The sequence below is a fragment of the Sulfitobacter sp. EhC04 genome, from assembly GCF_001650875.1.
Taxonomy (GTDB): Bacteria; Pseudomonadota; Alphaproteobacteria; order Rhodobacterales; family Rhodobacteraceae; genus Sulfitobacter.
Genome location: NZ_LXYI01000002.1, coordinates 15,518 through 29,707, shown reverse-complemented (window position 1 = coordinate 29,707; position 14,190 = coordinate 15,518). Strand labels below are relative to the sequence as shown.

General features: G+C 58.8%; 11 protein-coding genes and 1 pseudogene. 5 read left to right on the top strand and 7 right to left on the bottom strand.

Annotated elements, in window-relative coordinates; all coding sequences use genetic code 11:
- Nucleotides 1–40 precede the first annotated feature (40 nt).
- The 7 genes and pseudogenes from A8B82_RS23410 to dctP all read right to left on the bottom strand — a co-directional run.
- Nucleotides 41–582 (bottom strand): annotated as a pseudogene (locus A8B82_RS23410) (IS5 family transposase); the annotation flags it as partial.
- Nucleotides 583–628: 46 nt separating this feature from the next.
- Nucleotides 629–1,762: an alpha-hydroxy-acid oxidizing protein gene (locus A8B82_RS01370; RefSeq protein ID WP_067287397.1), complete on the bottom strand. Its 1,134-nt coding sequence runs from the start codon at nucleotides 1,760–1,762 to the stop codon at nucleotides 629–631.
- A gap of 46 nt (nucleotides 1,763–1,808) precedes the next feature.
- On the bottom strand, nucleotides 1,809–5,324 hold the full coding sequence (locus A8B82_RS01365; protein ID WP_067287393.1) for an indolepyruvate ferredoxin oxidoreductase family protein: 3,516 nt from the start codon (nucleotides 5,322–5,324) through the stop codon (nucleotides 1,809–1,811).
- Nucleotides 5,325–5,402: 78 nt separating this feature from the next.
- On the bottom strand, nucleotides 5,403–6,818 hold the full coding sequence (locus A8B82_RS01360) for an FAD-binding oxidoreductase (protein ID WP_067287390.1): 1,416 nt from the start codon (nucleotides 6,816–6,818) through the stop codon (nucleotides 5,403–5,405).
- A 10-nt stretch (nucleotides 6,819–6,828) separates the two neighbouring features.
- Nucleotides 6,829–8,142 carry a TRAP transporter large permease gene (locus A8B82_RS01355; RefSeq protein WP_067287387.1) on the bottom strand — a complete coding sequence of 438 codons (1,314 nt, stop codon included), beginning with the start codon at nucleotides 8,140–8,142 and terminating at the stop codon, nucleotides 6,829–6,831.
- A gap of 1 nt (nucleotide 8,143) precedes the next feature.
- Nucleotides 8,144–8,659 (bottom strand): TRAP transporter small permease, encoded by a 516-nt coding sequence (locus tag A8B82_RS01350; RefSeq protein WP_082899083.1) that lies wholly within the window; start codon nucleotides 8,657–8,659, stop codon nucleotides 8,144–8,146.
- Nucleotides 8,638–9,615 carry a TRAP transporter substrate-binding protein DctP gene (gene dctP, locus A8B82_RS01345; protein ID WP_067287382.1) on the bottom strand — a complete coding sequence of 326 codons (978 nt, stop codon included), beginning with the start codon at nucleotides 9,613–9,615 and terminating at the stop codon, nucleotides 8,638–8,640. The genes A8B82_RS01350 and dctP overlap by 22 nt, the downstream gene beginning before the upstream one ends.
- A gap of 208 nt (nucleotides 9,616–9,823) precedes the next feature.
- On the opposite strand from dctP, the gene A8B82_RS01340 reads away from it, so the two are divergent.
- The 5 genes from A8B82_RS01340 to A8B82_RS01315 all read left to right on the top strand — a co-directional run bounded on the left by A8B82_RS01340 (nucleotide 9,824) and on the right by A8B82_RS01315 (nucleotide 14,181).
- Nucleotides 9,824–10,702: a LysR family transcriptional regulator gene (locus A8B82_RS01340; protein ID WP_161489406.1), complete on the top strand. Its 879-nt coding sequence runs from the start codon at nucleotides 9,824–9,826 to the stop codon at nucleotides 10,700–10,702.
- Between the two features lie 88 nt (nucleotides 10,703–10,790).
- Nucleotides 10,791–11,578 (top strand): IS5 family transposase gene (locus tag A8B82_RS23405; RefSeq protein WP_138069638.1). Its coding sequence is split into 2 segments (ribosomal slippage): nucleotides 10,791–11,130 and nucleotides 11,130–11,578, totalling 789 coding nucleotides; the frame shifts between segments, so codons are not numbered across the junction.
- Nucleotides 11,579–11,695: 117 nt separating this feature from the next.
- Nucleotides 11,696–12,358: an IclR family transcriptional regulator gene (locus A8B82_RS01325; protein ID WP_067287370.1), complete on the top strand. Its 663-nt coding sequence runs from the start codon at nucleotides 11,696–11,698 to the stop codon at nucleotides 12,356–12,358.
- Between the two features lie 137 nt (nucleotides 12,359–12,495).
- Nucleotides 12,496–13,416, top strand: coding sequence for a ketopantoate reductase family protein (locus A8B82_RS01320; RefSeq protein ID WP_082899082.1), 921 nt, complete (start codon nucleotides 12,496–12,498; stop codon nucleotides 13,414–13,416).
- Between the two features lie 12 nt (nucleotides 13,417–13,428).
- Entirely contained in the window at nucleotides 13,429–14,181 is a 753-nt protein-coding gene (locus A8B82_RS01315; protein WP_067287363.1) for a class II aldolase/adducin family protein, read from the top strand.
- The last annotated feature ends 9 nt before the right edge of the window (nucleotides 14,182–14,190 follow it).

Below are 14,190 nucleotides of genomic sequence, written 5' to 3'. Positions count from 1 at the left end.
TAGGCCAGAAGCGGTAATTTCTCTTTTATTAGGGTACTACGACAGCTTCTCTGAACCAGTCGGCATCATAACCGCGGTCCCCGAGCAACCAATCGACATCCGGCAAGCTACTGAGAAGTGCCCGTGCGCCGATGTAGTCGCTGACTTGTCCGGCGGTGACGAAGAGGTTGAGCGGTCGGCCCTGGCTGTCGCAGATAGCGTGCAGTTTAGTGTTCATGCCGCCCTTCGTCCGACCAATCAGGCGTCCACGCCCCCCTTTTTCACGCCCAAGCTGGTCGCTGTTCGGTGGGCCTTGAGGTACGTCGCGTCGATCATCACGGTCTTCGTCTCGCCGTGCTCGGCAGCCAGACCGGCCATCATTCGCGCGAAGATACCCTTGTCGCTCCATCGTTTCCAACGGTTGTAGAGCGTCTTGTGAGGCCCATAGGCGGTGGGGGCATCCCGCCACCGCAAGCCATTGCGATTGATGAAGATAATCCCACTCAGCACACGTCGGTCATCGACGCGTGCTGAGTGGGACTTCGGAAAGAAGGGCTCAAGACGCGCCATCTGGGCGTCGGTCAGCCAAAACAGATCAGACATGTTCACCGCTCGTTTTTGAGCCGTGAATCACGCCGCTCAACGGAAATCAATGGGTCCTGACCCTAGTCATGAAATCAGGACCCAGATCTTCAATAATGGGCGCCCCGAGGAGAGCCATCGTCTGGGTGATCTCCTCCGCAATGATCCCAAGGCAAGCATCGACCCCCGCCTCACCCTCGGCAGCCAGCGCGTATAGCAGCGCCCGGCCCAGACCCACCATGGATACCCCCAGACACAGGCCTTTGACCACGTCAGAGCCACGGCGCACACCGCTGTCGAAGAATACCGGGATATCCAGCGCGTCGGACACAGGCCCGGCCAGCCGGACCGGCGCTTCTGCACTGTCAAGCTGCCGCCCGCCATGGTTCGACAAGATCACCGCATCCACGCCAAGCGTCTGGCAGCGCATCGCGTCGTCAATCCGGTTCAGACCCTTGACGATCAGCTTGCGCGGCCATGCGTCACGCAAGCGCGCCAGATCGTCCCAGTCAAAGCTGGCATCCATCTGACGTGACAGCAAAGCCTGCTGCGCTGACAGGGTTTTGGCAGAGGCCGTTTCGAAATTCCGCAGTTTCGGCACCCCGGTCCGCATCAGCCGCAGCGACCACGGGAGATGGAGCGCACCGTCCGCAACAGTCCGCGCGTTCAGCGGGATCGGCACGCCGAAACCGTTTCTTTTGTCCCTTTCGCGGTTGCCGTTCACCGGCACATCAACCGTCAGGATCAGCGCATCGTAATCCGCATCTCTGGCCCGGATGACCATCTGATCCGCGAGGTCCCGGTTCATGACATACAGCTGAAACCATTTCTGTCCGTCCGCGGCGCGGGCGACCTCTTCGATCGACATATTCGAAGCCGTCGAGAGGGCAAAGGGAATGCCATGGCGTGCGGCAACACGGGCAAGAATGGCATCGGCACCGGGACGCAGAATACCGTTCAGCCCGGTCGGAGAGACGTAGACGGGAAGCGCCAGATCCTTCTCCCATATCCGAGTCCGGATCGAGACGGCACTGACATCCCTCAGCCGGGCCGGAAGAAAACGCCAGTCGTCAAACGCATCAAGGTTCCGGCGTAATCCATGTTCCGCATCCGCCCCACCCTCAAGAAAGTCAAAGACGATCTTGGGAAGGGTCCGCCGCGCCTTGCGCCGGTAGTCCTCTACAGAGAATGCTTGGCTCACGCAGACGCCCCCCGTTTCGGATGACCCGCCGTCTGGCCCGGCGCCCTCAAAGCTGCGCCGTCAGGTCGGTCGCCATTATCTTTGCCCGTGCCAGCGACTCGGTCTTCAGGTCTTCGTAGCCGCGGATGTCGTCCGGCAGCGCGATCATTTCTGCACAAATGTCCGCGTTTGCAAGGGTCAGCCGATCAGAAACCGTCGTTAGCACGCCCTCGTACCACGTCACGGCCTCGCGCTCCGCGCGACGGGCCGGGTTGCGTCCGAACGGATCAAGTGCCGTGCCACGCAGCGTCTTCATCCGGGCCAGCAGCGAAAGCGCGGGTCGGAACCATCCGCCGATTTCAACCTTGCGGGCCGGGAACAGCCAGCGGAAGGTTGGCGGCTGAAGGTTATAGCTCATTCCGACCATCCCGGGATAGGCCTTCCGCAGGCGCGTTTCAAAGACCGGGTCAGTCAGCAGTCGCGCCACTTCATACTCGTCCTTGTAGGCCATGATCTTGTGCAGGTTCTTGGCGGCAAGACGCACGAGGCGGTCAGCCTGAGCCGGGGCGCGATCCGTCGCGATCTCGGCAATCCGCGACAGGCGCTCGGTATAACGCCGGGCGTAGGACAGGTTTTGATAGATCACCAGATCGGCGGCAAGGTCTTCCACCAGTGTAGTTGTGTCCTCCGGCAGGCCCGAAAGCCGTCCCATGAGGGGCTTTACCTGCGTCTCAACGATCGACGGCACGGCGGATGTCTCTGCTAACCTGTCCGCCAGTGTCACCTGCCCGCTTTCCATCATGCCCGCCAGTCGGTCCGGATCCGCGATGGACAGCCGCCCTGCACGGAATGCGAGGATATTGGACTTTGCCGCAGATCCGGCGGCCTCCATCGACTTTTCAATGGCGGCGGCGGAAATTGGCAGGTAGCCGGCCTGATAGGCCGCCCCGACCGTGACCATATTCGACAGAATGTAGTTTCCAAACAGCCGCTCTGCGATGGTCAGGGCCGGTGTTGCGACGGTGCCCCCCGGCATCGCATGGGTCGCGATGTGGTCCCGGATGCCTGTGGGGTCCGACTGGAAGAACACGTCCCGGATCATTTCCCCGGTCGGCAGAATATCTGTGCAGATGGCGGCAACGGTGCGTGCCTTGTCGCAGACTTTCAGGTTGACCGGCTCTGCGCCTGCCACCATGTCGGCGGCCAGATACAGATCCGCACTGCGGGTCGCGACTTTGTTTCCGACGATCTCTGTATCAGGGTGCGACACGATAAGACTGGACAGAACCGCGCCCCATTTCTGCGCAGCACCGGTCTGGTCGTATGTCTTGACGTTCAGACCGTCGTGCATCGCCGCCTGCGCCAGCATCGCGTTCAGCGTGATCACGCCCGTACCACCGACCCCCGGAATGTAGATCGAATACGGCCGGTCGAGGTTCGGGCGCACCGGATCGCTGATTTCGTCGGGAAATTCCGGCAATGCGACCTTACCGGGTCCGGTGCCTTCTTTCACGTGTACCGACACGAACGAAGGACAGTCTCCTTCCACACAGGCCCGATCCTGATTGCACGAAGACTGGTGGATCTGCGTCTTCTTGCCGAACCTTGTCTCGACCTTCTGAAGCGACATGCAGTTTGCCTTGCGCCCGCAGTCGCCGCAGTTTTCGCAAACGTCTTCGTTGACAACTGTGAACTTCGCAGGTTTCGGCGCGAGGCCGCGTTTCTGCCTCCGGCGACGTTCATTGGCGCAGTCGCCGTCGTAGATCAGCACGGTGACGCCGTCGACCTCCTCCAGCTCTTTCAGAGCCGCCGAAATTTCGTCCGGCTGTCGCAGCGCCACATTGTCGGGCAGATTCCGCCGCCGATAGACGGACGGATCCTTGGTTGCGAGGACGATCTTCTTGACCCCGTCGATTTCAAGCCGACGGCAGAGCTTTTCGATACTGTTGCTCGATGCGTAATCCTGCCCGCCGGTATTTGCGATGACACCGTTATAGAGAATGCGGAAGGTCATGCGCTGGCCGGTCGTGACGGCATAGCGGATGTTCTGATTGCTGGAATGGTAGTAGGATCCATCCCCGATGTTCTGAACGATGTGCTTCTTTGACGTATAGGGCGACAGTCCGATCCACGGCAGACCTTCGCCACCGTATTGTGTCATCGCCTCGATCCGTCGTTCAGGCTGTTCCATGATCGCCGCGAATACGTGACAGCCGGGAGCGCCCCATGCGATCTGACCATCCGGGAGTTTCGTCGATCTGTTGTGCGGGCAGCCGGAACAATAGTTCGGTGTCCGGCTTGAAAACAGCTTGGGCGGCGGTGCCGTATCCGCCTGTGCAATTGACGACAGGCGGGACCCGCCTTTGGCGGGCATCGGAACGAGCGGATCGAGAACCCGGGCAAGGCCCTTGGTGACGATATCGATGTCCATCCCACCTTCGACGGGAAACAGCCGTCGCCGGTCGAGATCGTGTTTCCCGATGATCCTCGCCCCGGAGTGGCCCGCAATCGCATGGGCCACCTGCCGTTCCAGAAAATCCCGCTTTTCTTCAACGACAATAATCAGATCCAGACCAGTGGCAAAGTCACGGAAGAAGGTCGTGTCCGAAGGGCAGAGAAGCCCGACTTTGGCGACGCGCACGCCCTGCTCGCTCAGATAGGCGTCGTCCATGCCGAGGCTGGAGAGCGCGGCGCGGACATCCGCGTGGCTTTTTCCGGCAGTCACAATCCCGATCCGGTCGTTCGGACCTTTCTGGGTCACTGTATTCAGGCCGTTCGCCCGGGCGTAGGCCAGAACGGCCTCGTGCCGCTCATTGTAAAGACGCGCTTCGGTACCGACATTGAGCACCGGGAAGAAGTTGAAATCCGTCGCCTTCGAAAAAGGTTTCCCCTCAATTTCGAGGCCTTCCGGAACGACCGGCACGCCGAGCGCCGACGTGTCGATGACCTCGCCGCCATCGCAGAGGGGCGCCACCAGTTTCATGGCGACCCAGCACCCGCTGTAACGCGACAGCGCCACTGCATGCAGGCCATAGTCCAGAAATTCGGCCACGGAACCGGGGTACAGAACCGGAATCCCGGCATGCTCAAATGCGAATTCCTGCTGATAGGGAACGCTGGACGATTTGGCTTCGTGGTCTTCCCCGCTCAGGATCACCACGGCGCCGTGTTTGCTGGTGCCCGCAAAGTTTCCGTGTTTGAACGCATCCCCGGACCGGTCGACACCCGGACCTTTCCCGTACCAGAACGACACGACACCATCGACACTGTCATGCGGGAACCCGTCAAGCATCTGGGTCCCCATGATAGAGGTGGCGGCCAGTTCCTCATTCTGGGCATGTACGTGCCGGATACCATGATCTCCGACCTTGGCGCGGTCGAGCGCCATATCATACCCGCCGAGCGGGGATCCGGGATATCCCGTGACAAAGGCTTCGGTCCGCAGCCCGGCCGCGCGGTCGCGCTCAAGCTGTGCGAGGGGCAGCCGGACAAGGGCCTGAACGCCGGTCAGGTATTCTCTGGACGCATCGCCCGTAACAGGCGTTGCCGAATCCAGGTTCTTCAGTGTTTGGTCAGCGGTCATGCGAAGTCCTCCCCGATTTCAAAGGATCAAGTGGATGGATTGGTTGTCCCGGCGGAACAGGGGCCGGTCGTGTCTGCCTCAGACCCCTGGTTCGGGTTTAAAGACCTTGGTCGGATTCATGCGATTGTTCGGATCCAGCGCCTGCTTGACCCGCTTCATCAGCGCCAGTTCCTCTGGCGACCGCGAAAAGGACAGGAACCTGCGCTTTTGCAGTCCGATCCCGATCTCAGCGGAAATCGAACCCTTCCAGTCACGAACGAACCCATAGAAACGGTCGTCGATACGGTCCTTCGGGAACGGGGTTTCACCCGTCCGCATGAAGATATGGACGTTGCTATCGGCCAGATGCCCGAAACACAGCATATCCACGTCCGGCCATTCTTCGCGCATGTGCGCTTGAAGGTCTGTCGTGAACGTGCCGATGCGCGACGTTTCGATACTGACATCGTAATTGCACAGGGGCCGCAGGTCGCGGACCATTTCACCAGAGCGGTCGCGGATGGCCCAGATCGTATCCACATCGGACTGCGACTGCGGCATCATCGCATCCACGATCAGGCCGTCTTCCAGGCAGCTCTCCAGAAAGGACTGGAAATGCGCCCGGTCACCTGCCGGATCACTCCCCGAAGATTCGATCAGCACATAGCCTGCGTAACCCGGTGCGATTGGCGGTGGCTGGTGCGTTTCAACGGCCACCTCGTAGAAGCGTTCCCACATCACCTCAAAGGCTGAGAGATTGGCAGACAGCACCGATCGCGCCCGCGCCAGAAGCGGCAGAATGTCGTCAAATTCCTTCACTGCGCCGAGACAGGTTTCAACCGAAAGCGGTTTCGGAAACAGTTTCAGCACCGCTCTGGTTACAATCCCAAGCGTCCCCTCACTGCCGATGAACATCTGTTTCCAGTCGTAACCGGTATTGTTCTTCAGCATCTTGTTCATCGACGTCACCACCGTGCCGTCCGCCAGAACAGCCTCAACGCCCAGAACAAGATCGCGCGTCATGCCGTATCGCAGGACACGATTGCCCCCGGCATTGGTCGCGATATTGCCGCCGATGGTGCAGGAACCCCGCCCGCCGATATCCAACGGATACAGCAGCCCGGCCGCGTCGGCGGCCTCCTGTACGGCCTGAAGTGTGGCACCCGCTTCGACTGTCACGGTCTGGGCGTCGGGATCAATCTCGAGCACGGCCTTCATCCGTTCAACGTTGATCACGACCGATCCGGACAGCGCGTTCGCGCCGCCCAGCAGACCTGTCAGGCCGCCCTGCGGAACGATGGACACGCCGGCGTCGCAGCAGATCCGCAACGCCGTTGCAACATCCTCGGTGGTGCGCGGACGCACCACGGCAAGGGGCGTTTCGGCCTCGGCCTCTTCGCTGCCCCAGTCCACGAGCCGGTTGGCTGCGACCTCCGGTCCGTCGGTCACCACGGTCTCGCCAAGCGCCTCGACCAGCTTTGTGAACAGATCCGATTTGAGAGTAGAGTTTGTCATGAGTATTCCGTTAACCGATCAGGTTGGGGAGCCAGAGCACGAGACCCGGAAGCGCAACCACCAGTGCAAGCACAGCGAGTTTGACGACCAGAAACGGCAGAACGGCCCGATAAACATCCGCTGTCGAAATATGCGCCGGCGCTGCGGATTTCATCACGAACAGCAGCAGCCCGAACGGAGGCGTCAATAGCGCAATCTCCATCGCCAGCAGATAGGTTGTCCCCAGAACGATGAGGTCAATTCCGGCGCTCTGTGCGATCGGAAATACCAGTGGGATGGTCAGCATCATCATGCTGATCTGATCGACAAAGCAGCCCAGCACGAGAAGCAGGCCGATAATCCCCAGAAGAATGATCATCGGTCCGGCAGACGAGTTCGACACATAGTTTACGATCTGCTGCGTCGCGCCCGAAAACGACAGGATTTGGCTGAACGTCTGGCTGGCCACGACGATGAACAGGATTGTCGTCGACAATGCCACGGTTTCAAAAATCGCCTTGCGCATCATCTCAAGGCTGAAACTGCGGTAAAAGACACAGATCAGCGCGGCCGCAAGACACCCGAACGCGGCGGACTCCGTCGGCGTCGCGATCCCGGCCAGCAGCGTTCCGACGACGGCGACCAGCACGAGGCTCAGCGGCAGGACATCACGCATCAGCGGCAGAAACCGTTCACGAAACGGCAGGTCCAGCGGCGCTTCTGCCGGGCAGCGGTCGGGATACCGCACCGCCTGATACACGATGACAAAGAGAAAGCCGAAAGCCATGATTATGGCCGGTACGATCCCTGCGACAAGCAGTTTCGCAATCGAGATTTTGGCAAGGCTCCCCAACAGAACGGCGAGCGCCGATGGCGGGATCAGGATCGCGATCGCCCCCGAAGCCATGATCGGCCCCATGGCCAGTGTCGGATGATAGCCGCGTTTCAGCATCTCTGGCAGCATCGTCTTGCCCAGAAGGGCTGCATTGGCCATTGACGATCCGGACAAAGCGGCAAAAACGGTTCCGGCGGCAACAGTCACGACAGACAGCCGTGCCGGCACCTTGTGGATCGCCACGTCGATAGCCCCGATGGCCCGTTGTGCGACGCCGCTGTGAAACATGATCGCGCCCATGAGCACGAACAGCGGGATCGGGACCAGCGTAAAACTGGACAGCGATGTAACCGCATTCCGGACCAGCTGGATCATGCCCATCTCGCCGCCGAACACCAGCCAAGCACCGGAGATGTTGACCACGAGGAAGGCGAATGCCACGGGAAGGCCAATGGCAAGCAGCGCAATAAGGCCGCCGAACATCAGCACCAAGGTAGTTGCCCATTCCATGTCAGATACTCAGTCCTGCGCTCAGAATCCGGCCTCTGATCAGCTGGCGCAGAAACTCACACGATGTGAGTGCAAAGCAGATACAGAGGGGGATGAACGTCCAGTATTGCGGAAAGACGAGGACTTTGCGGACCATACGGCCCGACGTATAGGCCGAAGCCAGCGCCTGCGCCGCATACCAGAATATGATGAGCGATACCAAAAGACCCAGCAGGCTCACGAGGACACTCAGGAGGCGGCCTGCCCTGCCCTGGATCATCACCGCGATGACGTCCACTGTCACATGCCCGCCCCGGCTCAGAACCCAGGGCGCGGCAAGAAGGACAGCCGCCATCAGTCCATACTCAACCATATCGTTGATACCGAACATCGATTTTGCAAGGAAACTGCGGCCAAGCGCATCAAGCGGTACAGCCACGGTAATTGCGACAAAGATGGCACCTGCAAGAACTGCACATGCCATCAGGGCGGCGTCGAGAAGGCGGCTCAGTCCCATTACTCGCCCGGAATCAGGCATCCGCGCAGGCTTTCGACAGCCTGCGGATCAGCTTCGGCGATCTCGGCAATGGCCGCGTCCTGCGCGGTCTTTTCCCACAGATCTCCGGCCTCTCCGTCAAAGGTGATCGCCTCGATACCCGCGGCCTCCTGACGTGCCAGCTCTTTTTCGACCAGCTGCGCATTCTCCTGCTCGCCGGTCTCGATATCGATCATCTTGCCTTCAAGAAGCGCCTTCTGTTCGTCCGTCAGATTGTTCCATGTGTCGAGGTTGGCCAGAAAGTTGACGTCGACGATGTAGAACCCGGGATCGACGCGATAGGACGTATGGGCATCCCATCCAAGGTCGAAGATGCCGATCGACGGCCAGCCGTAGCCATCCACGGTACCCCGCTCGAGCGCAGAGTAGACATCACCCGGAGGGGTATTGACCATGTTTGCACCGAGCTCACCGAACAGCGCCTGATAGGTTGCGGCCACACGAAGGTTCAGCCCGGAAAGATCAGGCTCCTCGATCTTTTTGTTCAGATAGAGGTGAAACTGCACGTGATCCCCGGTCCGGCCCAGGTACTTTGTGTTCATGCCTTCCTGATGCAGCGTATCGAGCAGTTCGAAACATCCGTTCTCCCGCTGCTCGGGCATGGTCGTCGTGGCCAGCTTGATCATGGCAGCGCCGGGCAGTTCGGCGGTGTAGAACGATGTCGGGACAACGGCGATATCGACGACGCCCGAGGATACCGCATTGGCAACTTCGAGCGACGGAATGGCTTCGGGCCCGCCGACATAGGTGATGGTGACAGAGCCGTCACCCGCCGCGTTCACTTCGTCGATGAACTTCTTGAACGGCAGCTGAAAGGTCGAACCAGTCGGAAAAGCACTGACCGCGCGCAGGGTCACATCCTGGGCACTGGCGGCCTCAAATGCGGGCAGCGCAGCTGCAAGTGTCACAACGGCAAGACTGGTAAAACGTTTGGTCATTCGTTCCTCCCTGAACGTGTTGAAACCCGCAAGTGCCGGGCTTCGATTTCGGGCCGGACTGACATCTTCGTCACGCCCGGACCTCTCCTCAGGGCAAAAGCTAGAGAGCCGACCTTAATCTGGCAAATTGATTATACCCATGGTAGAAATCGAATTCTTTGATACCGCCCGACTGGAGGCCAGGATGAAAGCGCATATCGGACTGCACATGCTGCGGCTGTTCTGTCACGTGTATCAGACGCGCAGCGTCTCGGTCGCCGCCGAGAGATGTGCGATCTCACAGTCGGCGGCCAGCTACCTGCTTGCCCAGACGCGAGAACAGACAGGCGATCCGCTGTTTGTACGCAACCGGGAGGGTATGGTCCCGACATCCTTTGCCTCTGTGTTCTACGCCAAGGTGAAACCCGCGCTGGAAACTCTGGACCTCGCGATGACCAATATCGGCACTTTCGATCCGGCCTCGACGAACCGGTCGGTACGCATCGCGATGTCCGACATCGGGGAAATGCAGTTCATCCCGGTACTGCTGCGGAACATGTATCACGAAGCGCCGGGTATCGTGATTGAAACGCATGCGCTGAAGACCGATGACCTCGACGATGCATTGCGGACCAATCAGATCGACTTTGCGATCGGTTATCTTCCGACGCTCGTCGACAGAATTCCCAACACGCATCTGTTCGACGAAAAATATGTGTGCCTCTATTCCCCGCGGAATGACTATCTGACGGGCGGCATGTCACTGGACGCCTATCTCAAGTGCCCCCACATCGAAGTCGTCTCGCCCACCAGCTACCACAATTCCGGCGACAGGCTGATCAGCGAACAGCTGCCCGAGCGCAAACTGGGGCTGAGGGTTGCCCATTATTCAAGCGTGCCGAGCGCCGTTTCCAGCACGAACATGATCGTCACTGTCCCCTCCCGGATCGCTCTGGCATTCCAGGCGACACACGACGTTGTTTATGCGGACCTGCCGTTCGAGACAAAACTGATCGAAGTACGGCTGTTCTGGTCAGATGTCTTTGTCGCCGAACCCGGACTGGCCTGGATGAAACAGAAAATCACTGAAGCGATCAGGGCCGTATAAAGACCGGCCCCCGGTTATCGGTCATTAGGGCGTGTTGACAAAAGGGATTCACAAGGCCGCATTGACATGATTCAAGCTGTTATCTGCGATGGAGATCAGCTTGGCACGAGACCTGATGTCGGACGAGGAGTGGGCGTTTCATGAGCCCTTCATCCTAGCCGTTCGCGCCCCGAACGGACGCAAACCTACGAACCACCGTCTTGTTCTGGATGGGATTTTCTGGATCGCGCGCACCGGGTCACCGTGGCGGGACTTGCCCGAGGAGTTCGGCAAGTGGTCGTCGGTCTATCGCCAGTTCCGGCGCTGGACGTTGGCCGGGCTCTGGGAGCAGATCATGGATGCGCTGAACGAAAGTCGGTTAGTTCCCGATGCCCTGCAAATGATCGACAGCACCGTGGTTCGCGCCCATCATCAGGCAGCGGGCGCTAAAGGGGGACTCCGCGACAGGGTTTTGGCCGTTCAAGGGGTGGCTTCACGACCAAGATCCACCTCCGCGTCAACGGCGTCGGCCTGCCCATGAGATCGGAGATCACGCCTGGCCAGACATCGGACTACCTGGGCTTCGATCTGGTCATGGCCGATAACCTGCCCGAGCCGTCTGTCCTGCTGGCAGATCGAGGCTATGACTCTGACAACGTTCGCAAAATCATGGAGGCGCGCAACGTCGTGCCAGTCATCCCCATGCGAAAGACCCGCAAGCTGCGCGTGGCCGTGGACCGAACCCTCTACCGCCTGCGCAACCTCGTCGAGCGGTGCTTCAACAAGCTCAAGAACGCCCGCCGCGTCGCGACCCGCTACGACAAGACCGCCGAGAGCTTCCTCGGCTTCATCGACATCACATCTATCCGCCTATGGCTCCGCCATTTGTCAACATGACCTAGTGACGTAGCGGGAAGTCCAACAAGCACTCGACGTCAAAAGGTGAACTTACAATAGTGGCAAGGCGGCGGTAGAATTGAACGTGGATCGAGCAGGATACGAGGATCAAAGCAGATGGCAATTCTTCAGACTTTGGACCGTGGTATCAAAGCCCTCTTCTACATAGGTTCTGCTCAGGATGGCGTGAGCATCGCAGATCTTGCGGTGGAACTTGGAGTAGATCGCGCGATCGCCTACCGCATAGCCTCCACGCTTGAAGACAACCGACTGGTTACACGCTCCAAAGACGGGCGTCTCTATCTAGGCGCTGGTGTGCTACAGCTGGAAAACCACTTTGTGCCTCAATTGCGACGGCGGTCTTCTGAGCTTCTCAAAAAACTGGCTGCCGATGCGTGCGCCACCGCGTTTCTTTCAATCGCAGATGGAGATGACTGCGTGGCGATCGTTGTGGAGGAACCGGAAGCCGCTCTCATTCGTGTTGGCTATCGAGTAGGGAGCCGTCATCCACTCGACCGAGGAGCCGCGGGTATCGCTATCTTGTCGCTGCGCGCGCCAACAGTGGAGGACCTCCCAGAAGTCGTAGAGGCCCGTAAGGACGGGTTTAGCGTCACACGAGGCGCACTTCAAAAAGGCGCGGTTGGGGTTGCCGCACCTGTGCGCTTTGTTGATCCATCGCGCACGATCGAGTGCTGTGTCGGCGTTGTGGCTCTTGCAGATATGGATGTTGACCGCGCCGCCAAGCTCGCGGTGGCCAGCGCTCAGTCTCTCGCCGGATAACGCCCCAAAACCATTCCAAAAACTGATCTGAAATCTAGCGAACGTGCAAAGCGCGTTCAGCGACTTCATGGCTTGACTATCGCGTCGCAATCCGTACTTTGCGTTTATAGCAACTTTTGTGCGATAAAGGTAATAGAATGCGAGTCTTGATCGTTGGCCGTGGTGCAACTGGTCTCCTGTATGGAGCTTGGCTGCACAAAGGAGGAGCGGATGTAACACTCCTCTCTCGTTCGCCTGTGGTCGCTTCTGACCAGCCGATCGCACTTGTTTCAGAACAGGGTGAAGAGGTCATTTCTGGCGTCAGGTCTTGCACACTGGGAGATTTAGAGGGCAATTTTGATGCGATCATTTTTATGGTGAAGCATTATGACCTTCTTGATGCAGCACAGAAGACAGCATCGTTCTTGCGCCCGTCTGGATGTGCCATTGGCCTTCAAAACGGGGTCTCGTCATGGGACACGCTAAACTCGGTTTTCGAAGCAGACAGGCTGTGCGTGGGATCGGTCTATTTGGCCGCCACAAAAGAAGATGATTTCCGGGTCAGTTTTGCGGGTAAGAAAAACCACATCGTCTTAGGCTCTTACGCTAACGGGGTACATCCTGTTGCGGATGCCCTTGCCGACACTTGGCGTGAAGCTGGTGTGTCTGTGACGACCTATGCAGATGTTCGGATCGAATTGTGGATGAAGTTCCTCGGGTTCGCCACCAATGCGGCATTGACATGCCTGGCAAGACTGCCCGCCGGGACGATTTATCACGAAGCTAACCGGCTCAGTCTGGCTGAAAGATCGATCGACGAAATCATTTCTGTTGCGAATGCGGAAGGCCTGACTTTGCCTGACGACGCCAAAGCGCGGACCGTGTCTTTGTTGCAGTCCTTTCCACCGGAAATGGTGGCCTCAATGAGAAAGGACCTTGATGCAGGTCGACGGCTCGAACTGGACGTGGTCTCTGGCAGGATCGTGGGTTTGGCAAAAAAGCACGATCTTCAAGTCCCGCTGCACGAAATCGCTTTCGCCTGCTTGGAGCCTTTTGCGGCTGGGCGCAAACCACACTGAAGGAGACCAAAAATGAAAAAACTAGATGCACATGAAACCAGCGCCGAGGCGCAGGCACGCGTTGAACTCGCGTGTGCGTATCGCCTCTTTTACCAACTCGGTTGGCACGAGCTCATCTATAACCACATTACTCTACGTGTCCCGGGCACTGACCATTTCCTCATCAATCCGTTCGGGCTCACCTATCTGGAAGTTACCGCCAGCAATCTCGTCAAAGTCGATCTTGACGGAACGATCATTGGAGATGCGACGCACCCCATTAATCCAGCCGGGTTTGTGGTTCATGCGGCTGTCCACCGGAACAGGCATGATGCGAGTTGTGTGATCCACACTCATACGACCGCTGGTCTTGCCGTCGCATGTCAAAAGGACGGCCTATTACCGCTGTCATTTCCGTCGATGTTCTACACGGATGGCGTCAGCTATCACGATTTCGAAGGCATCACGATTGACGAGGATGAGTGCGATCGCCTCGCGTCTAATCTTGGGCAAAATAACGTGATGATCCTCCGAAATCACGGGTTGCTGGCATGTGGGGTTTCGCTGCCTAACGCTTTTGCCGAGATGTACCATCTGCAGCGGGCCTGCGAGGTTCAAATAGCCGCTCAGAGTTCAGGCGCCGCTCTCACCTTTCCTGCGAAAGCGATCGGGACCAAAGCCGCCGCGCAGCACACCCGCTTGGCGAAGAACGGCTCTCAGAACGACCTCCTTTGGCAATCCATGATGCGATGGATGGATTCCATCGACGACAGCTACAGACACTGAATTAGGAGC